Genomic DNA, 20268 nt, shown 5'->3' with positions numbered 1-20268 from the left:
TTTGAACGCGCGTTGTCTATCATGTATACGCCCGTCAGATTGAGGCCCGCATTATGCGGGGCAGTCCAGCTACTAGATTTTTTCATTATTCAGCGGCAGTTGCCGCCTTTCAAGCACAGTTTTAATTAGGTGGTTAATTTCACTCTGATTCTACCCTTATTTTTACCAGAGGATCAGCTTAACTCTTTACCTGATTCTTTTCATTTTTACCAGAGGATCAGCTTAATTCTTCAGCTGATTCATTTCATCAATTTTGACCGTTCTGCGGTTGCGGTAAAGAGCAATCAGAATCGCAAGGCCTACAGCCGCTTCAGCTGCTGCCACGGAAATGGCGAACAACGCGAAAACCTGGCCAGTGATGGATGGGTTCACCCCATATTTGCTGAAGGTTACCAGATTGATATTAACCGCATTCAGCATCAATTCAATTGAAATCAATACGATGACGGTGTTCTTTTTTGTCAGGGCACCGTACAATCCGATGCAAAAAAGGATCAGTGCAAGTGCCAGATAGGCTGAAACTGGAACAGAACTCATTCCTGATCACCCTCCTTTTCGTCATCCTTGCGCGCCAGGACGATTGCGCCGACCAGCGCGACCAGCAGGATTACGGATGTCAGTTCAAACGGGATGATATAGTGCGAGAACAGTGAGATCCCGATTTGTTCTGTGTTGTTTTCATGAAGCGTGTTAGGCACTGTTTCGAAATTCAAGTCATAGATTCCGAAGTAAACTGCTCCACCAAAGCCAAGGACACCAAGGAACAGGAGAAGCTTTCGCAATACCCCGCCCTTTGGTTCCTCTTCGTCGCCATGGTGGCGGGTAAGCATGATCCCAAACAGCATGATGATTGTAATCGCGCCGGAATAGATCATTACTTGGACAACCGCTACGAATTCGGCGGACAGCAAAACATAGATACCTGCGATACTGACGAACGTAAAGACGAGCGCAACGACCATGTGGATGACCCTGGTGAGGTTCAATAAAAGCACGCCGCCGATTACCGCCACTAAAGCAAGTGACATAAACGCAAAAAATTCGCCTGTTAACGTCATGCTTTATTCACCTTCCGTATATTCTCATCATTTTCGTCAAGCCATTCCAGGTTCTTAAATAAATCATCCCGACTGTATTCAGCAAGCTCAAAGTTGTTCGTCATGATGATCGCTTCAGTCGGGCAAACTTCTGTGCATAGGTCACAGAGGATACAAAGCTCGAAGTTGATATCATACGTATCAATGATCTTGCCTTTTTTCGTTGGATCAGGATGCTTTTTACCAGTCAAATTAATGCACTCTGTCGGACAGATATTGGCACACTGGTTGCAGACGATGCATTTTTCGGGATAAAACTTCTGGATTCCGCGGAACCGGTCAGGAAGCGGAATGGGTTGATTTGGATAATCATAAGTAAGCTTTTCGCGAGTCAATTGTTTAAGGGTATAAGCTAATCCTTTAGTCCATCCTAGCACGTTATTCACCCCTTTAATGCAGGAAGCAGTGCTGCTTCCATTCCTATTTTAGAAAAAGTTATTGAAAAATTCTTTGATCAATGCCGTCAGGAAGATGTTTGCCAATGCAACCGGCAAAAGCACTTTCCATGCGAACTCCATCAATTGGTCAGCGCGGATACGCGGGAACGTAGCACGGAACCAGATGAGGATGTAGACGACAAGGCTGAATTTCAGCGCGAACCACACAGCTCCTGGTATGAAGCCGAGGAATGGCAACGGCAGCCAGCCTCCAAGGAATAATACGGTGATCAAAGCTGACATTGCGAACATATACACATATTCAGCAAGCATGAACATTGCCCAGCGGAAGCCAGAGTACTCCGTATGGAAACCGGCAACAAGCTCGTTTTCCGCTTCGGCAAGGTCGAATGGCACCCTGTTCAATTCAGCAGTAGCTGCAATGAAGAACACGATGAACGCGATTGGCTGCCATAGGATGAACCAGCCGTTCTCCTGCTGTGTTGCAACGATTTCATTCAGGTTAAGGCTGCCTGAAAGCAATATAATGCCCAGCATGCTCATGACAAGAGGGATTTCATAGGAAATCATCTGTGCAGCGGCACGCATACCGCCAAGCAGGGAATACTTATTGTTCGATGCCCAGCCTGCCATCAGCATCCCGACGATTGATAGTCCGGAGATTGCGACGTAATACAGGGCACCGACATTCAAGTCAGCAAATTGCAATTTGTCTGTCATCGGAATCGTCGCCATGACCATGAAGGAAGGTGCGAATGCGATGACTGGTGCAATGATGAATAGCGGTTTATCCGCAGCTTTCGGAATTAAATCTTCTTTTACAAGAAGCTTTAGAACGTCGGCTACCGATTGCAAGAGTCCCCATTTACCGCCGACATGTGATGGACCGTAACGGCCCTGCATAAAACCAAGTACTTTCCTCTCGGCCAAAATCGCCATCGTTACGAATCCGAGGATTACGAGCAATAGGACGACTGCCAGGACAAAGAAAATACTGAAGTTCAATAGGCCTGCGCTTGATTCGAGAAGATCCTGAACCATTAACCGTCTACCTCCCCAAGAACGATATCAACCGCTCCTAAAATAGCAATCAGATTAGAAATGCTTTCACCTTCAAGCAGTTTAGGAAGGATTTGCAGATTGTAGAAGCTCGGTCTTCTGAATTTCAGACGGTATGGTTCTTTCTTGCCGTCGCTGGATATGTAACAGCCGATTTCGCCTCTGGAGCCTTCGATCCGGACAAACGCTTCCCCTTTTGGAGCCTTGATGATCTTTGGAACCTTGGCCATGATCTCTCCCTCTTTCGGGAACTGCTGCACAGCCTGTTCGATGATTTTAAGAGATTCTTCGATTTCGCCCATCCTTACATGATAACGGGCGAGTGCATCGCCTTCGTCGCGTGTGACAACGTCGAAGTCGAAGCGGTCATAGATTGAATACGGCTCATCCTTGCGCAAATCCCATTTAACGCCGGTTGAGCGAAGGTTTGCGCCACTCAATGAATAGTTGATTGCGTCTTCCTTTGTATAAGTACCGATGTTCTTCGTACGGTTAAGGAAGATTTCATTTCCTGATACAAGCTGGTGATAGCCTTTCAGCTGTCCTCTCAGATAAGGGACGAATTCTGCTACCTTCTCAAGCCAGCCTTCAGGAGCGTCCCATTTAACGCCGCCTACACGCATATAGTTAAATGTCAGGCGCGCACCAGACAATTCGTTCAGCAGGTTCAGGATCATCTCGCGGTCACGGAAAGCATAAAGCAATGGGCTTGTCGCACCGAAGTCGAGGATGAATGTTCCCCACCACAGCAAGTGGCTGGCAACCCTGTTCAATTCCATCGCAAGTACCCTTAAGTACTCAGCGCGTTCCGGCACCTGGACGCCCATCATCGTTTCCACTGCGTGGCAGATGACGTAGTTGTTCGTCATTGCTGAAACATAGTCCATCCGGTCTGTATACGGAATGATTTGTGTGTATTGCAGGTTTTCGGCAAGCTTCTCAGTCCCGCGATGCAAATATCCGATGACCGGTTTTGCTTCAACGATAATCTCACCGTCAATTTTAAGAACGAGGCGGAATACACCGTGCGTACTAGGGTGCTGCGGGCCCACGTTCAAGAGCATTTCTTCTGTGCGTATCACGGGCTACACCTCCACATCATACGGTTCATAGTCTTTTCTTAACGGGTGGCCTACCCAGTCTTCACCAAGCATGATGCGATGGAGGTTAGGATGGCCTTCGAATTTGATTCCAAGCAGGTCATATGCCTCACACTCAGGCCAGTTCGCTCCTGCCCACAGGCGAGATACTGATTCAATGACAGGCTCATCCCGGTCAAGCTTGACCTTCAATGCGACGGACTGTCTGTTTTTGTATGAGTACAAGTGAACATACACTTCCATATGTGTCTGGAAATCGGTGCCGTGAATCTCTGATAGATAATCAAATCCAAGCAGTTCGTTGTATTTCAGGAATTCAGCTAGTCGATAGTAGCTTTCTTTCCTGGCGACAAGCGTCGGGACATCCTTTGAAAGAGGGTTAATATACGAATCTTCCAAAATGTCATCGCCTAGGTTGTCTGTGATCACTTTTACGTACTTATCCAAGTATGGCTGATTTGGAGAAGGTTTCTTCTCTTCAGCCGGTTCTTCTGCTCCAGCTGTCGCGCCGGCCGCGGCTTTAGCTTTCATGGCTGCTGCTGCTTTCGCCTTCGCTGCGGCAATCGCTTTCGCTTTCTCATCGTCAGCCGATCCTCCGCCTGCTGCTGCTTTTGCTTTTGCAGCTGCTGCTGCCTTTGCTTTCGCTACCGCTGCGGCTTTCTTCTTCGCTAGATCTTCTTCATCGCCTGATGAATCGTCTGTTCCTTCGCCTGCCTCTGCCTTTGCTTTCAATTTCGCTGCCGCTGCTGCCTTTGCTTTTGCCACCGCTGCGGCTTTCTTCTTCGCTAGATCTTCTTCATCATCGCCTGATGATGCAGTTGATCCTTCGCCCGCCTCGGCTTTAGCTTTCAATTTCGCTGCCGCTGCTGCCTTCGCTTTGGCCACCGCTGCGGCTTTCTTCTTCGCGAGGTCATCGTCGTCTCCTGATGCAGTCTCTGTCGCCGCAGGAGCTTCTGAACCAGTGTTCGCTTCAAGCTGGCCAGTCGCCTTCATTTTTGCCAGTGCGGCTGCTTTCGCCTTTGCTGCCGCTGCAGCTTTCTTTTTGGCCAATTCAGCATCTTGTCCTTCGACGAGAGCTGAAACCTCTTCTTTAGGTTCAGGAGCCACCGGGGCTTCACCAGCCTGCGCATTCGCTTTCATCTTTGCCATTGCTGCAGCTTTGGCTTTTGCTGCTGCCGCTGCTTTCTTCTTTGCGAGGTCTGCATCATCACTCGTTGCAGCTGCCTCGGTTTTTTTTACTTCAGGTTCTGCGACTTCGTCGGCAACCTGTTTCGGGTCGTTTCCTTCCCCAGCTTGTTTGTCGGCCTGGCGCTGCTTTGCCAGCTCCTTCGCTTTTGCCGCTGCTTCTTTCTTTATCTGCTCTAAATCCTTTTCCCCGCTCATCGGTTAGATCACCTTCTTCCCGGTTTTCGCCTCGTAACGGATTTTTTCTTTCAATTTATTAATCCCGTAAATTAAAGCTGCTGGATTCGGCGGGCATCCTGGTATGTAAACATCGACCGGCACGATTTGGTCGACCCCTTTGACAACTGAGTATGATTTTACATATGGACCGCCTGCTGTTGCGCATGATCCCATGGCAATGACCCATTTTGGTTCTGCCAGCTGGTCATACAGCCTGCGGACTGTCGGAGCCATTTTCTTCGTAACCGTACCTGACACGATCATGACATCGGATTGACGCGGAGAATTCCGGTAGAATGTTCCGAAACGGTCCAGGTCATAGTGAGCCGAACTGGATGCCATCATTTCGATCGCGCAGCATGCAAGTCCGAATGTCATCGGCCACATAGAATTGCTTCGCGCCCAGCCTTTAACCTGTTCAAGCGTTGTCACGAATACATTTCTTTGGAGTTCTGCCATTTCTTCTGGTGAAAAATCATCCAATTTTAAATCCATTTTAGCACCTTCTTTTTCCATGCATAGATGAGTCCGATGAGAAGCAATACGACGAAGATCAGCATTTCAATCAACGCAAAGATTCCCAGTTTCTCATAGGCAACAGCCCATGGATACAAGAATACTGTTTCTACATCAAAAATAACGAACATAAGGGCAAACACATAATAACGGACGTTAAACTGTACACGCGCATCGCTGAACGGCACCATTCCGCTCTCGTAGGTGGTATATTTCCGCTCGTCCTTCTTGTATTTCGGCCGCAGAAGTTTTGCAGCAAACAAGGCAACGACTGGAAGCAATACCCCGAGACATAGGAACACAAAGACTATCAAATAGTTATTTTGATATAGATTCAACTGTTCCATGCCCATCCCTCCAATGTTGTAAAATTTTCATACTTATCAAACTTGTAACCGATAACAATTATACCATTGTTACAATAGTGTGTCGACAAGCCTTTGAACAAACTGGCAACCTTCTTCCATAGCATTTTCAATAGATAAATAGGGGCAAGAATGACTTGGTTGGACTGTCAGATTGAGCCGTCCCCTTCCATACTTAGTTGCGTTGAAAGGAATTTATTCTTCTTGTTTTGATTAGAGGATGAAAGCGGTCAAATTTCAGGAAGGTGCAGCCGCCTGAAACAACGCTCAAACTGTTGCTGTAAAATGCATTCAACACACGGAATTGGCAATCGGTTACATTCTATATTAAAAACCAAAGTCGATTCGCTTGTCAGTGACGTTTATCAACATTTTTATATTAGGTGCAGGGTACTTTCATAGCAAAAAAACATCAGATTTTCTAATAGGAGACATTTTGGAGAGATAATAAATGGACATATTTCGAAAAAGTCCTTACTTACTCCTGAAAAATTTGAAATTCTAAGGCGTAATCCACATAATCATTAATTTTTTCGTTTTTCCCTCCATTATCGAGGTTCTCAAAGTGTTTATTGTGGGATTTTTTTTCAGAGGATATTTTTAATAGCGATTTCTTTAATTTTTAGCGAAAATAAAAATATTTTAGCGAATTCTTCTTTTCTATAGCGAAACGGAAGACAGTCCCATATTTACAAGTAATCTGTAAAGGGATTGACCTAAAGTCAAAATTACTAATAATAAAAAACACCCTCCAGCATCGCCGGAGGGTGTTGGTCGTATCATTAAAATTAAATCCTGCGTTCAGCAACTGAAATACGGTTGATCGCACGCTGCAGGGCAAGTTCTGCACGCTTGAAGTCGATGTTCTCCTGCTTTCTTTCATGCAGGCGGCTTTCAGCGCGTTCTTTTGCTCTCAGTGCACGTTCAAGATCGATTTCAGAGGATTGTTCAGCGGATTGAGCAAGGATTGTTACCTTGTCGGGACGGACTTCAAGGAAGCCTCCGCTGACCGCAATGAACTCGGAATTGCTGCCATTTTTTAAACGGACAGCGCCAATTTGTAGCGGTGCAACCATTGGAATGTGACCTGGCAAGATTCCAAGCTCGCCTGTGCTCGCTTTTGTGCTTACCATTTCAACATCTGATTCATACACCGGCCCATCGGGAGTAACAACACTGACTTTAATCGTCTTCATTTTTTACCCTCCTGGTCCGTTATTAGACCTCTACACCCATACGTTTTGCATTCTCGATAACTTCTTCGATTCGGCCAACTAGGCGGAATGCATCTTCTGGAAGGTGGTCATATTTGCCGTCAAGGATTTCAGCGAAACCTTTAACTGTTTCTTTAACTGGCACGTAAGATCCTGGCTGTCCTGTGAACTGCTCGGCTACGTGGAAGTTTTGAGATAGATAGAACTGGACACGGCGAGCGCGGTGAACGATCAGCTTATCTTCATCAGAAAGCTCGTCCATACCAAGGATCGCGATGATGTCCTGAAGTTCTCTGTAACGCTGCAATGTTTGCTGTACGCGGCGAGCAACTGAATAGTGCTCTTCGCCGACGATTTCAGGTGTCAATGCACGTGAAGTCGAAGCAAGTGGATCCACCGCAGGGTAGATACCCATTTCAGAAAGCTTACGCTCAAGGTTCGTTGTTGCATCCAAGTGAGCGAATGTTGTAGCCGGAGCCGGGTCAGTGTAGTCATCGGCTGGTACATAGATCGCTTGGATGGAAGTAACAGAACCTACGTTAGTAGATGTGATCCGTTCCTGTAATTTACCCATTTCTGTAGCAAGAGTCGGCTGGTAACCTACCGCTGATGGCATACGGCCAAGTAGCGCGGAAACCTCAGAACCTGCTTGTGTGAAACGGAAGATGTTATCCATGAAGAAAAGAACATCCTGTCCTTGCTCATCACGGAAATATTCAGCCATTGTCAAACCAGTCAGTGCAACACGCATACGTGCTCCTGGCGGCTCGTTCATCTGTCCGAATACCATCGCTGTTTGCTTGATAACGCCTGAATCCGTCATTTCGTGGTAAAGGTCATTACCTTCACGTGTACGCTCACCAACACCTGCGAATACAGAGATACCGCTGTGCTCTTGAGCGATGTTGTTGATCAATTCCTGGATTAATACAGTTTTACCTACACCGGCACCACCGAACAATCCGATCTTACCACCCTTGATATATGGAGCAAGAAGGTCAACTACCTTAATACCTGTCTCAAGGATTTCAACCTCAGTAGAAAGCTGTTCGAAAGTTGGAGCTTCCCTGTGGATTGAATCGCGGCGTGAATCAGCAGCGATTGGAGCATCAAGGTCGATTGACTCACCCAATACGTTGAATACACGTCCTAGTGTTACATCCCCAACTGGAACGGAGATGGCAGCACCTGTATCTACTACTTCCACTCCACGCTTAAGGCCGTCTGTGGAAGACATCGCGATTGTACGAACTGTGTCATCACCTAAGTGAATCGCTACTTCAAGAGTTAGTTCGACGTTAACATCCGCGTCGTTACTTACAATTTTCAAAGCGTTATAGATCTCTGGAAGATTGCCGCTTTCAAACTTTACGTCAACAACCGGACCCATAACCTGGAGAACGCGTCCTTTGTTCATCTTGTTCCCTCCTATCGTACTTGTTCAAATATATACATCATGATGGGATGCAGCTTCATGCCACATCCCCGTTTGTCATCGAAATATCAAGTGGCGGGAGCCAATGATAAAATCTATTCGAGCGCTGCAGCTCCACCGACGATTTCGGTGATTTCCTGGGTAATGGCAGCCTGACGCGCACGGTTGTAGCTCAAGCTGAGTGAATTGATCAGCTCTTTCGCGTTGTCCGTTGCGTTTCTCATGGCTGTCATACGAGCAGCGTGTTCACTTGCCTTACTGTCAAGCAGTGCACCGTAGATCAAGCTTTCTGCGTATTGAGGCAAGAGAACTTCCAGGATCTCCTCAGCGTTTGGTTCGAATTCATAAGATGTAAGTTTTGTTGAAGTACCAGCAATATCCGTAAGCGGAAGGAGCTTCTTCTCCGTTACATCTTGTGAAATCGCGCTGACATAATGACTGTAGTAAATATATAGTTCATCAAATGTTCCATCTGAGAACATGCCAACAGTGCTGCTGGCGATATCCTTGATCTCAGAGAAGGACGGCTGGTCCGCAATCCCGACGATATCAAGGACAACGTTCATGCCACGGCTTTGGAAAAAGTCACGGCCTACGCGCCCGATCGCGATGATTGCAAACTCATCATTTGATTTATGGCGTTGTTGGATTGTCTGATACAGCTGGCGAAGAACGTTACTGTTGTAAGCTCCTGCTAGTCCGCGATCAGATGTAATCACTAGATATCCCGTCTTCTTGACTGGACGGCTGTTCAGCATTGGATGATTGGAATCCTTGCTGCCCATTGCGATGGAGGCAGTCACTTCCTGGATTTTTTCCATGTAAGGGACGAATGCTTTCGCGTTCATGACTCCACGGTTCCATTTAGCTGCGGATACCATTTCCATTGCCTTGGTAATCTGGCTCGTCTTTTTAGTCGAAGTAATACGGTTTTTTATATCGCGTAAAGATGCCATTTCGGTTCTCACCACCCTTTTTTCAAAGATTGTTAGTCCAAGGTCAAGCAGGACCAGCTAGCTGTTTAGTGTCTGGCTGGCGCTGCTTCACATGTCCAGCTTCTGCGCCGAGGCACATCCGCTTTTCAATTTACTCAGATACTGCAAACGTCTTTTTGAAGTCGTTGATTGCAGCAGCCATATCGTCGTCGGAAGGAAGTTCCTTCGTAGTGCGGATATGGTCTAACACTTCTTTGCGGTTGTGGTCTAACCATGTAAGGAATTCAGCTTCGAAGCGGCGGATATCCTGCAATGGAATCTCATCCAAGAAGCCGCGAGTCAATGCATATAGGATCGCTACTTGTTTTTCAACAGAAAGCGGCTTGTTCAGGTCTTGCTTAAGGACTTCTACCGTACGTGCACCGCGGTTCAGTTTCGCTTGAGTTGCTTTGTCAAGGTCAGAACCGAACTGAGCAAATGCTTCCAATTCACGGTATGAAGCAAGGTCAAGACGAAGTGTACCAGATACCTTCTTCATCGCTTTGATTTGAGCGGATCCACCTACACGGGATACAGAAAGACCTGCGTTGATCGCTGGACGTACGCCAGAGAAGAATAGGTCAGACTGCAAGAAGATCTGTCCGTCTGTGATTGAGATAACGTTCGTTGGAATGTAAGCAGATACGTCGCCTGCTTGTGTTTCAATGAACGGAAGTGCTGTGATTGAACCTGCGCCTTTAGCGTCGCTCAACTTAGCAGCACGCTCTAGTAAGCGTGAGTGCAAGTAGAATACATCCCCTGGGTAAGCTTCGCGGCCTGGAGGACGGCGAAGTAGCAAGGAAAGTTCACGGTATGCAGCCGCTTGTTTAGAAAGATCATCATATACTACAAGCACGTGCTTACCTTCGTACATGAATTCTTCCGCCATCGTTACACCAGCGTAAGGAGCTAGGTATAAGAGTGGAGCAGGCTGTGATGCAGATGCTGTAACAACGATAGAATATTCTAACGCGCCGTGCTTACGGAGAGTTTCAACCGCATTACGTACAGTTGATTCTTTCTGTCCGATTGCAACGTAGATACAGATCATGTCCTGGCCTTTTTGGTTAAGGATTGTATCGATCGCTACAGACGTTTTACCAGTCTGGCGGTCACCGATGATCAACTCACGCTGTCCGCGGCCGATTGGAACAAGAGCGTCGATCGCCTTGATACCAGTCTGCAACGGCTCATGAACTGATTTACGGTCCATTACGCCTGGTGCATTGTATTCGATCGGACGAGTTTTCGTTGTATTGATTGGACCCATGCCGTCAACTGGCTGTCCAAGTGGGTTAACTACGCGGCCGATAAGCTGTTCCCCAACAGGAACCTCCATGATGCGGCCCGTACGGCGTACCTCGTCACCTTCGCGGATGTCCGTGAAAGGTCCAAGGATAATGATACCGACGTTATTTTCTTCAAGGTTTTGTGCCATACCCATAACGCCGTTTGAAAATTCAACAAGTTCTCCAGCCATGACATTGTCGAGGCCATGAGCACGGGCGATACCGTCACCAACACTGATAACTGTACCCACATCACTCACTTGAATTTCCGACTGATAATTTTCGATTTGCGATTTTATCAGCGCACTGATTTCTTCAGCTTTGATGCTCATGAGTTTCACCCCTATCTACGAATCTTAGCCTAGCAATTTACGTTCTAAACGATCTAGCTTGCCTCGCAAGCTGCCGTCAAAAATGCGATTTCCAATGCGAAGCTTTACGCCTCCGAGCAAATTGGAATCCACAATGTTTTCGATTTGAAGTGTCTGCTTGCCAACCTGCGGCGCGAACGCAGCCGAAATAGCTTCAGCTTGTTCTGCAGTAAGCGGCTGGACACTGTAAACTTTCGCTTCAGCAACACCTTTTGCATCATTTGCAAGGGCGATGAACTGCTCAGCGACTTCTGCGATCTGGTCTTCGCGGTGGCGGTCAACCAGGATCATCAGTGTGTTAAGTACATATGTGCTTGCTGTTCCGAATGCTTGTTTTAAAAGCTCTTTCTTCTTTTCATTAGAAAGCTTAGGAGACTTTAAAAAGACAGTCAGTTCAGGTGTGTTCGTTACAACTTCTTTCACTGCGCGAAGCTCTTCCTCAACTTGAGCAAGAACCTGCTTTTCAGAAGCGATCTGGAAAAGTGCCAGGGCATAGCGCTTTGCTACTGTCGAGTTGCTCATCGGGCATTACCCGCCTCTTGAATGTATTCATTGATGAGTTTCGCCTGGTCAGCAGCTGAAATTTCCTTTTCGATTACTTTAGAAGCAATCAATACAGAAAGTGATGCAACTTGTTCGCGGATTGCAGCGACAGCCTGCTCTTTCTGCTGTTCAATTTCAAGCTTTGCAGCTTCTTTGATTCTGTCAGATTCAGTGCGTGCAAGTGCAATGATTTCATCACGCTGTACATCGCCCTGTTTCTTAGCATTTTCAATAAGGCCCTGTGCTTCTGTGCGTGCCTGCTTAAGCATTTCACGCTGTTCTTCCAAAAGTTTATGCGCTTCAGCACGGCTCTTTTCAGCCGCTCCGATTTCGCCAGCGATGTGCTCTTCACGTTCCTTCATGATGCCCATCAATGGACCCCAAGCGAACTTCTTGAGCAATGCTAACAAAACGAGGAACATAATCAGCTGGAATAAGATATCTCCTGTGTTCAAGCCACCGTGTGCTCCTTCAGTAGCTGCTCCCAATACTAAAAAATTCATTGTTAACACCCTCGATTCACTCCCTTCAAGAGTTGTTCCGTGATTTCAAAAGCGTAAGCGCTTAGTTCAGCCATAACAGGCATAAGACGACGCGCTGCGGACGGCCTGTCTGCAAAGAGCAGGCTTGCCCATTTTTATATCAAACGATTGTTTGTGTTCATTTTCAAAAAGAGCTTACATAATAGAATGGCGAAGGTTCGCGCGGAATGATCTTCGCCATTGCTTTGTGTTTATCGATTATTCAGCGCCAATAACCATGAACGCGATAACTACAGCGATGATAGGAATCGCTTCAACCAATGCAACCCCGATGAACATTGTAGTTTGAAGCATACCTTTAGCTTCTGGCTGGCGAGCCATACCTTCTACTGTACGTGATACGATCAAACCGTTACCAATACCTGCACCAAGTGCTGCTAAACCGATTGCGATTGCTGCTGCTAAAAGACCCATTATAAAGTTCCTCCTTTAATGTATGAAAAAATAGTTTTTTAAAAAGTTTTGTCCATTAAATGAACAGGTATATATTAATGGTCATGGCTCACTTTATGAGAGAGATAAACCATCGTTAACATTGTGAAGATGAACGCCTGGATTCCACCGACGAAAACGGAGAATCCTTGCCAAGCAAGCATTGGAATGATTGCGGCCAAATGTCCGCCTACTCCAGTTGCGAGTCCGGCTGCAAGCAGGGAAAGTAGAATTTCACCCGCGTAAATGTTTCCGTAAAGACGGAGACCAAGAGTAAGCGTATTTGCGAACTCTTCAATGATTTTGATCGGGAACATAAACCAGAATGGTTTGAAGAATTCCTTCCCGTATTCAGCAGTCCCCTTCAGCTTGACACCATAGTAGTGGGATAAACCTACAACCATGACTGCAAGAGTCAGAGTGATGACTGGGTCAGCTGTTGGTGATTTCCACCAAAGCACACCGTCATAAGTGACTGAGAATGGAAGTCCTAGCATGTTGGAAACAAAGACGTACATCATCAATGTAATACCAAGCACGTGGAATCTTCCCCCGTCTTTCCAGTCCATCGCACTGTTGATGATTCCTTTTACAAAGTCCATTACCCATTCCATGAAGTTCTGGATCCCTGTCGGTTTCATCGCTAGATTGCGAGTGGAAAGAACTGCGATGATGAAAACGATAGCGGATGCTACAGTGATCATCAGCATATTTGCCAGGTTAAAATTAAGCCCTAAAAAATCAACTATTGGGGCTCCATGTGCCATAAATATTCACCTCTCTTCCCCGCTATTTACGTTTATGAAAAGACTGGACAAAAAAATCTATCATAATGACAATATAGGATGTCATTAATCCCAAAACGGAAAAAATAAGACTTATGCGATCTGGATATTTCATCGCAATGATGACTACAAGCGCACCAGTTGCGAGCCTCGAAACGAATCCAAGTGAACGCACCTTCTTCCCCTGCAAAACCGAGTCCCCAAAACGATCCATTTTCCTTGTGAGCTGCCATAAATTGAACAAACCAAGGCTTGTACCAAAAATCAATCCGGCAAATTCAGATTGATAGCTTGTAAAAGCATACCCTAGTACGTACAGCGACAACAAGGTAAATATGTATTTTCGATAACGTTGGAACATATCCTTAATTTCCATTTACGGCTTAGTCTCCCGAGAAGAAGTGTTGGACGAGGCGGAGCATGGCATATACACCTGCCGCCAATCCGATCAGCAATCCGAATATTAAGAAAAGCGGGTCTGTACCAAGGGTACGGTCGAGCCATCTGCCGGAAAAAATGCCAATTAAAATGGAACCTACCAATTGAGATAGTATAGCGGACATGAGTGCCATCGCTTTATATGGGTGGCGGTTGTTTCGGCGCATAAAAAACGCATCCTCGCTATTGAGAATGGACGAATCAGGGGGTGAAAAATATTTTTCGAAAAAACAAAAATTTTCACTTAAAAAAGCTTGCAAATCAACATTGAAAACCTTATCATTTTATGCCCTTTGTAAGCATACAATAGGCTATTGTCAATGTCAATCCATTGGGGTGAAAAAATTCACAAAGTTTTCACTGTGAATATATGCCATAAAATCTATTCTGAAATTATATTATAAAAACAAGGCCGGAAGGAAAATCACCTTCTTCCAGCCCTGTTTTCTTTCTGATTTTTGCTGATTGTGACCACCGCATCGATGGTACTTTCGCGACCAGCTTTTTTAGCAAAAACCTTGGCTAGATATACTCCATCCTGTGGCAGATCTTCATTCGGTATTTCCTTCGAAATCATCCCGTTTTCCATTTTCCTTCCCCAGTCCAGAAACCCGACAAAGCGGTACTGATCCGGATCGAACAGGGCGATGCCGAACTCATCGGCCCCTCCAGGCAGATAGACTTCATATCGATAAGCATCCCCATTGTCTGCTGGTGCAAAATCGAAGCCCATCACTCGTGGATAATCTGGTTCCTCAAGGACATACAAGTAAGGAATCCTGATCTTAATTTTTCCATCGTTTAAAATCAGGCTGCCATCGTGTATTTTATCCTTTAAATGTTCTGGGCTGACCTTCATCGCCACATCAACTTTTTTCACTTCATTAGGTTCTAGAGTAAAAGTAAAGGGCAGCTCCCATTCGATGCCGTTTTCACTTTTTGGAACGGAGAATGAGTAGCTCTTTGTACTTTTACTTATATTCTTAACTTCAAGCTTCGAACTGTGGCGGTGCATATTATCCGCTAGCTGAAATTTTCCGAATTGCAGCGACCCGGGAATCACCAGACTCTCCGCCTTGATTGCCGCTTCAGTCTGAATTCTGCCCGCCCCCTGTTCGAACGTTCTGTACGTCTTACCATTCAGGTCGGCAATCTGCTGGGCTGTATTCATGATCGCTGCTTTGATTTCATCCGGGCTCCATTCCGGGTGCGCCTGTTTAATGAGGGCTGCGGCACCTGCGACATGTGGAGCAGCCATGCTTGTACCCTGAAGAGAAAGGTATCCTCCGGGAATCGTACTGTTGATCGCCACACCAGGAGCGACGATATCCGGCTTGATGTCCCATGTTACTGTCACCGGACCGCGTGAGCTGAAGTCGGCAAGAATATCTTTTTCTTCTATTAAATCTGTCCGGATCAGCATTGGCCCTCTTTCAAGCTGTTTTTTCAATGCCAATCCTTCCCCTTTGCTGATTGCCGCAATCGGGATTGGCAGGCTTTCCTCGAGGTTGCCGAAGAACGTCCCTTTCGTGTTGTTATAGATAATGACCGCGAGCGCTCCTGCTTCAAGGGCATTCTTCGCTTTTTCGGTAAAAGTCAGTGTTCCCCTCTCGACTAAAACGACCTTGTCCCTAACGTCTTTCATCTCTTTTTTGCTGCCCAATCCAGCGAACACAAGATTTTCACTCTGGGTAAGCTTCCATTTGTCCGAACCCTGCAAAAGCTCAAGCCTGATTTTTTGCTGTTGGCCAGGCGCTGTTATATAAGGAACTTGCATAGGCGGAGTAGAGGCACCGACCGAAATCGCTTTTGAAGCGGTACCCGGCGATCCGACTGTCCAGCGGTTAGGTCCGGAATTTCCAGATGAAGTGACGGCGACTATTCCATTTTCCACCGCTTTATTGAGGGCGAGGCTGATAGGCAGGTCAGGACCGTTCACATCGTTTCCGAGCGAAAGGTTCAGAACATCCACCTTGTCCTTGATCGCTTCATCAATCGCAGCGATTACCTGCTCTGTCGTTCCACTGCCGCCAGGACCAAGCGCTCGGTATGCCACAATTTTTGCATCAGGTGCCATTCCTCGCATTCTCCCATTTGCCGCGATGACTCCAGCCACATGCGTTCCATGCAGCGTACTCCTAAGCCCAAAACCCTTCGTTTCCATCGGGTCGTCATCTCCATCGACCAGGTCATGTCCTCCGGCAAAATTGCGGCGCAGATCAGGATGCTCATAATCAATTCCTGTATCAATCACCCCAATCGTCACTCCCTTGCCAGTCAAACGATTTCCTTTTTTATCGAGGATCCCGCGAACTTTTTCAGACCCAATCAGTTCGAAGTTATCGATGAAGCTGGAACTAGAACGATATCGAGCAGGAGGATGGGCTGAATTTTCAACTTTGTACGTGTTCACTTCTGATACTAGTTCAATATCATTTGAGTTCTCCAGCTGTTTCAGTTCGGTTACTGGCCCCTTGACAGAGTATCCATGGATCGCATGCCTGAAAACCCTGCGAAGTTTTGTGTTTTTTAGATTTTGGAGTTGAAGGCTGATTTCCTGTTCTGTTAATTGTTGTTTAGTCAAGACGATTGCAATTTTTTCGGCATGTGGATCTTCAGATGGAATCGGTGGATGCTGAAGTTTTACAGGCTGGAAGGCAGCGAGGATTGTTATTGAAAGAAAAATGAAGTAAAATTTATACTTTTTCATGAAAATAGCTCCCCCCTTTTGACTTAGCGTTTCATTTAATGGGGATTCGTATTCAGGTTACTTATTTGGTATATGAATTCCGCGAAACTAGAACGTAATTCCGCTATAACAACCCGGAATTCCGCGAAAACATGCCCCAATTCCGCTAACTAGAATTAGTCTAAATCCAAATGAATATAAAAAGCACCTCTTTTAAAGAGGTGCCTCAGTAGTCTTATTTCGTTCCAAATAAACGGTCGCCTGCATCTCCCAATCCAGGTACGATGTAGCCGTGGTCGTTCAGCTTCTCATCAAGTGCCGCGATGTAAATATCCACGTCAGGATGTGCTTCTTTTACCATTTCTACCCCTTCTGGAGCTGCGATCAAACACATGAATTTAATGTGCTTTGCGCCGCGCTTTTTCAGTGAGTTGATTGCTTCAACAGCAGATCCGCCTGTTGCCAGCATTGGGTCAACAACGATGAAATCACGCTCTTCGACGTCACTTGGAAGTTTTACATAGTATTCAACCGGCAATAATGTTTCTGGGTCACGGTAAAGGCCGATATGTCCGACCTTTGCAGCCGGAATCAATTTCAGGATGCCGTCAACCATTCCGATTCCTGCACGCAGGATAGGGATGATCCCAAGCTTTTTGCCGGAAAGTACTTTCGATTTGGTCTTTTCGACTGGTGTTTCAATTTCAATTTCCTCAAGCGGCATGTCACGCGTGATTTCGAAAGCCATCAGCGTTGCGACTTCGTCTACAAGCTCGCGGAACTCCTTTGTGCCTGTGCTCTTATCGCGGATATAAGTAAGTTTATGCTGGATCAATGGATGGTCAAATACGTATACTTTTGCCATGTTTATCGCTCCTTTTAAGGTAAATGAGTTGTGAACACCTGTCTGTTATATGTAAGATCTGTTGAATCACACTTCGTATAATTTTACAGAAAAACCTTTCCACAAGCAACCGCTTCAGACTATAGATTTTTTCCAGAAAAAACGGCCCCCATTCGATGAGGACCGCTGTCTGATTTCTCGGTGAAATTCCGTCTGCTCTTAACGCTCTGGATATAATTCAAATTTGCTGGTTAAATCTTCGACGCGTTTTTTGGCTTCTTCAAGCTTGGCTTCGTCTTCGTGATTTTTTAATGTGAAGGCGATCATTGATGCGATTTCGTCCATTTCTGCATGACCGAAGCCGCGGCTTGTGACGGCAGCTGTACCGATGCGGATCCCGCTTGTTACGAATGGGCTTTCAGGATCGAACGGGATTGTGTTTTTATTTACGGTGATTCCGATATCATCCAGTACTTTTTCGGCCACTTTCCCGGTTAAGCCGAGTGAGCGCAGGTCAACAAGCAATAAATGGTTGTCGGTTCCGTCAGAAACGAGGTCGATCCCTTCTTTTTTCAATCCTTCTGCAAGGCGGCTTGCGTTCGAGATGATATTTTCAGCGTATTCTTTAAAAGAATCCTGAAGCGCTTCGCCGAAAGCTACTGCTTTTGCAGCGATGACGTGCATAAGCGGCCCGCCCTGGATGCCAGGGAAGATGGATTTATCGATTTTCTTCGCGAATTCTTCTTTGCAGAGGATCATTCCGCCGCGCGGTCCGCGAAGTGTTTTATGAGTAGTCGTCGTAACAAAGTCAGCGTAAGGAACCGGATTCTGGTGCAGGCCGGCTGCGACCAATCCCGCGATGTGGGCCATATCGACCATCAAATACGAGCCAACTTCATCTGCGATTTCACGGAAACGCTTGAAGTCGATTGCTCTTGGATAGGCACTTGCACCGGCAACGATCAGTTTCGGCTTATGCTCACGCGCTTTTTCAAGAACGACATCATAGTTGATGACATGTGTCTCTTCATCGACACCGTACTCTACAAAGTTATACTGGATGCCGCTGAAGTTGACCGGGCTGCCGTGCGTCAGGTGTCCGCCATGAGACAGGTTCATCCCGAGGACAGTATCGCCCTGTTCAAGGATTGTAAAATAAACAGCCATATTCGCTTGTGCTCCTGAGTGCGGCTGGACGTTCACGTGCTCTGCACCGAATATTTCCTTCGCGCGGTCACGGGCAATATTTTCCGCAACATCGACATATTCACACCCGCCATAATAGCGGCGGCCTGGATAGCCTTCTGCATATTTATTGGTAAGTACAGACCCCTGCGCTTCCATGACTGCCTCGCTGACAAAGTTCTCTGATGCAATCAATTCGATTTTCGTGCGCTGGCGCTTTAATTCATCCTGGATTGATGCGTAAACCTGGCTGTCCTGCTGTGACAAGTGCTTCACTTGAGTTCCCCCTCTGATATGTATTGCTAGATTCCGTTATTAGAAAATTCATTCTTATTTTAGCCGATATTCTCTCGAAAGGAAAGGACGAAGGGGAAAAGTAGTGCTGAAAAATAGCATGGCTTCCCCTTCACAAATATCCTACTAACAGGACTCATTTTCCTTCTTCTGCTCATAAACCGCCCGGGCGCCGCCGATCAGCTTTGGCCTTGTTTTCGCGAGCGTAACGTGGGCATGTCCGATGCTTTTTTGCGGTACACGAACCGGGACGGCAACATGCTTCATCTGCATGCCAATCAATGTGTCGCCAATGTCGATTCCGGCGTCAGCTTTGATGAATTCTACGACCACAGCATCCTCAAGGTTTTGAAAGGCATAAGCAGCCATTGCCCCGCCAGCGTTCCTGACCGGGATCACTGTGACTTCATCCAGCTGCTTTTGTTTAGCCGTTTCCCGCTCGACGACGATCGCCCGGTTCAAATGCTCACAGCATTGGAATGCCAGCTTGACGCCTGTCTTCGCCTGCAGTTCCCGAAGCTGCCTGAATACCATTTCGGCAACTTCCTCTGTCCCAGCAGTTCCGATCCGCCGGCCAATAATTTCACTCGTGCTGCATCCTATCACCAGGATTTGACCTTTTTTCAATTGGACCTGTTCATCAAAATCAGTCAGTATCAAGTTCAATTCTGCTTCCCATTGTTCGATTGCCAGCGTAGACGCCTCCTTTTGAAAAAGGCTGGAATAAGTTATCCAGCCTGCTGTCATTTATTTATTCTCGTATTCTTTAATTTTTCCGACACGGTTCTCGTGACGGCCGCCTTCGAATTCAGTAGACAGCCATGCTGCCGCAATTTCCCGGGCAAGTCCCGCTCCGATGACGCGCTCGCCCATCGCAAGGACGTTGCTGTCATTATGCTGGCGTGTAGCCTTTGCACTGAATACATCATGAACCAAGGCACAGCGGATTCCTTTTACCTTATTCGCAGCAATGCTCATACCGATTCCTGTACCACAAATGAGGATCCCTTTATCAAACTCACCGTTCGCCACTTTTTCAGCAACCGGAAGCGCATAGTCTGGATAATCCACGGAAGTACCGCATTCGCAGCCGAAATCCTCGTATTGGATATTCATTTCGTCCATCAAGTTCTTAATTTCTTCGCGGATATTCACTCCGCCATGGTCTGAAGCAATTGCAACTCTCATTGTAAAATCCTCCTATGTGTTCCCGGCGTGCGGGGCGATCAATTCTATCGTTATTTTCTCATATTCGTTCGATTTTATAAAGAAATCGGGTCAGTTTACAATGTCT

23 protein-coding genes are annotated in these 20268 nt (G+C 46.5%); all 23 read right to left on the bottom strand.

Annotated features, from left to right (window positions below; translation table 11 throughout):
* Window positions 1-222: 222 nt before the first annotated feature.
* The 23 genes from nuoK to rpiB all read right to left on the bottom strand — a co-directional run bounded on the left by nuoK (window position 223) and on the right by rpiB (window position 20162).
* A complete protein-coding gene (nuoK, locus tag ACXAEA_RS02680) occupies window positions 223-537 on the bottom strand; it encodes an NADH-quinone oxidoreductase subunit NuoK (RefSeq protein ID WP_475094395.1) in 315 nt (104 codons plus the stop codon).
* Entirely contained in the window at window positions 534-1058 is a 525-nt protein-coding gene (locus ACXAEA_RS02675; protein ID WP_475094394.1) for an NADH-quinone oxidoreductase subunit J, read from the bottom strand. The genes nuoK and ACXAEA_RS02675 overlap by 4 nt, the downstream gene beginning before the upstream one ends.
* The gene (gene nuoI / locus ACXAEA_RS02670; protein WP_251480966.1) at window positions 1055-1474 is read right to left on the bottom strand and encodes an NADH-quinone oxidoreductase subunit NuoI; all 420 of its coding nucleotides are present in this window, start codon (window positions 1472-1474) and stop codon (window positions 1055-1057) included. The genes ACXAEA_RS02675 and nuoI overlap by 4 nt, the downstream gene beginning before the upstream one ends.
* A 48-nt stretch (window positions 1475-1522) precedes the next feature.
* The gene (nuoH, locus tag ACXAEA_RS02665) at window positions 1523-2536 is read right to left on the bottom strand and encodes an NADH-quinone oxidoreductase subunit NuoH (RefSeq protein WP_475094393.1); all 1014 of its coding nucleotides are present in this window, start codon (window positions 2534-2536) and stop codon (window positions 1523-1525) included.
* The gene (locus ACXAEA_RS02660; RefSeq protein ID WP_475094392.1) at window positions 2536-3636 is read right to left on the bottom strand and encodes an NADH-quinone oxidoreductase subunit D; all 1101 of its coding nucleotides are present in this window, start codon (window positions 3634-3636) and stop codon (window positions 2536-2538) included. Before ACXAEA_RS02660 ends, nuoH begins: the two co-directional genes overlap by 1 nt.
* 3 nt (window positions 3637-3639) lie before the next feature.
* On the bottom strand, window positions 3640-5037 hold the full coding sequence (locus ACXAEA_RS02655; RefSeq protein WP_475094391.1) for an NADH-quinone oxidoreductase subunit C: 1398 nt from the start codon (window positions 5035-5037) through the stop codon (window positions 3640-3642).
* Between the two features lie 3 nt (window positions 5038-5040).
* Window positions 5041-5553, bottom strand: coding sequence for a NuoB/complex I 20 kDa subunit family protein (locus ACXAEA_RS02650; RefSeq protein ID WP_475094390.1), 513 nt, complete (start codon window positions 5551-5553; stop codon window positions 5041-5043).
* Window positions 5544-5921: an NADH-quinone oxidoreductase subunit A gene (locus ACXAEA_RS02645; RefSeq protein WP_475094389.1), complete on the bottom strand. Its 378-nt coding sequence runs from the start codon at window positions 5919-5921 to the stop codon at window positions 5544-5546. Before ACXAEA_RS02645 ends, ACXAEA_RS02650 begins: the two co-directional genes overlap by 10 nt.
* An 806-nt stretch (window positions 5922-6727) precedes the next feature.
* A complete protein-coding gene (locus ACXAEA_RS02640; protein WP_475094388.1) occupies window positions 6728-7135 on the bottom strand; it encodes a F0F1 ATP synthase subunit epsilon in 408 nt (135 codons plus the stop codon).
* Between the two features lie 22 nt (window positions 7136-7157).
* Window positions 7158-8570: a F0F1 ATP synthase subunit beta gene (gene atpD / locus ACXAEA_RS02635; protein ID WP_475094387.1), complete on the bottom strand. Its 1413-nt coding sequence runs from the start codon at window positions 8568-8570 to the stop codon at window positions 7158-7160.
* A 113-nt stretch (window positions 8571-8683) separates the two neighbouring features.
* Window positions 8684-9544, bottom strand: a complete 861-nt coding sequence (locus ACXAEA_RS02630; protein WP_475094386.1) for a F0F1 ATP synthase subunit gamma — start codon at window positions 9542-9544, stop codon at window positions 8684-8686.
* A 130-nt stretch (window positions 9545-9674) separates the two neighbouring features.
* Window positions 9675-11183: a F0F1 ATP synthase subunit alpha gene (atpA, locus tag ACXAEA_RS02625; RefSeq protein ID WP_475094385.1), complete on the bottom strand. Its 1509-nt coding sequence runs from the start codon at window positions 11181-11183 to the stop codon at window positions 9675-9677.
* A gap of 24 nt (window positions 11184-11207) precedes the next feature.
* Window positions 11208-11744, bottom strand: coding sequence for a F0F1 ATP synthase subunit delta (locus tag ACXAEA_RS02620; RefSeq protein WP_475094384.1), 537 nt, complete (start codon window positions 11742-11744; stop codon window positions 11208-11210).
* Complete coding sequence (gene atpF / locus ACXAEA_RS02615; protein ID WP_475094383.1) at window positions 11741-12268, bottom strand: F0F1 ATP synthase subunit B; 528 nt, start codon at window positions 12266-12268, stop codon at window positions 11741-11743. Before atpF ends, ACXAEA_RS02620 begins: the two co-directional genes overlap by 4 nt.
* A gap of 237 nt (window positions 12269-12505) precedes the next feature.
* On the bottom strand, window positions 12506-12721 hold the full coding sequence (gene atpE, locus ACXAEA_RS02610) for a F0F1 ATP synthase subunit C (RefSeq protein ID WP_475094382.1): 216 nt from the start codon (window positions 12719-12721) through the stop codon (window positions 12506-12508).
* A gap of 74 nt (window positions 12722-12795) precedes the next feature.
* Entirely contained in the window at window positions 12796-13506 is a 711-nt protein-coding gene (atpB, locus tag ACXAEA_RS02605; RefSeq protein WP_475094381.1) for a F0F1 ATP synthase subunit A, read from the bottom strand.
* A 22-nt stretch (window positions 13507-13528) separates the two neighbouring features.
* A complete protein-coding gene (locus tag ACXAEA_RS02600) occupies window positions 13529-13900 on the bottom strand; it encodes an ATP synthase subunit I (protein WP_475094380.1) in 372 nt (123 codons plus the stop codon).
* A gap of 7 nt (window positions 13901-13907) precedes the next feature.
* Window positions 13908-14129 (bottom strand): AtpZ/AtpI family protein, encoded by a 222-nt coding sequence (locus tag ACXAEA_RS02595; RefSeq protein ID WP_475094379.1) that lies wholly within the window; start codon window positions 14127-14129, stop codon window positions 13908-13910.
* A gap of 257 nt (window positions 14130-14386) precedes the next feature.
* Window positions 14387-16672, bottom strand: coding sequence for a S8 family serine peptidase (locus ACXAEA_RS02590; protein ID WP_475094378.1), 2286 nt, complete (start codon window positions 16670-16672; stop codon window positions 14387-14389).
* 214 nt (window positions 16673-16886) lie between these two features.
* Complete coding sequence (upp, locus tag ACXAEA_RS02585; RefSeq protein WP_475094377.1) at window positions 16887-17516, bottom strand: uracil phosphoribosyltransferase; 630 nt, start codon at window positions 17514-17516, stop codon at window positions 16887-16889.
* A gap of 198 nt (window positions 17517-17714) precedes the next feature.
* Entirely contained in the window at window positions 17715-18956 is a 1242-nt protein-coding gene (locus ACXAEA_RS02580; RefSeq protein ID WP_475094376.1) for a serine hydroxymethyltransferase, read from the bottom strand.
* Between the two features lie 144 nt (window positions 18957-19100).
* The gene (locus ACXAEA_RS02575) at window positions 19101-19721 is read right to left on the bottom strand and encodes a TIGR01440 family protein (protein WP_475094375.1); all 621 of its coding nucleotides are present in this window, start codon (window positions 19719-19721) and stop codon (window positions 19101-19103) included.
* On the bottom strand, window positions 19722-20162 hold the full coding sequence (gene rpiB / locus ACXAEA_RS02570; protein WP_475094374.1) for a ribose 5-phosphate isomerase B: 441 nt from the start codon (window positions 20160-20162) through the stop codon (window positions 19722-19724).
* Window positions 20163-20268 lie beyond the last annotated feature (106 nt).

It is taken from the genome of Mesobacillus sp. ABV4_180, assembly GCF_056158485.1.
Note: the sequence above shows the minus strand (reverse complement) of the source record. Positions and strands in the feature narration are given on the sequence as shown.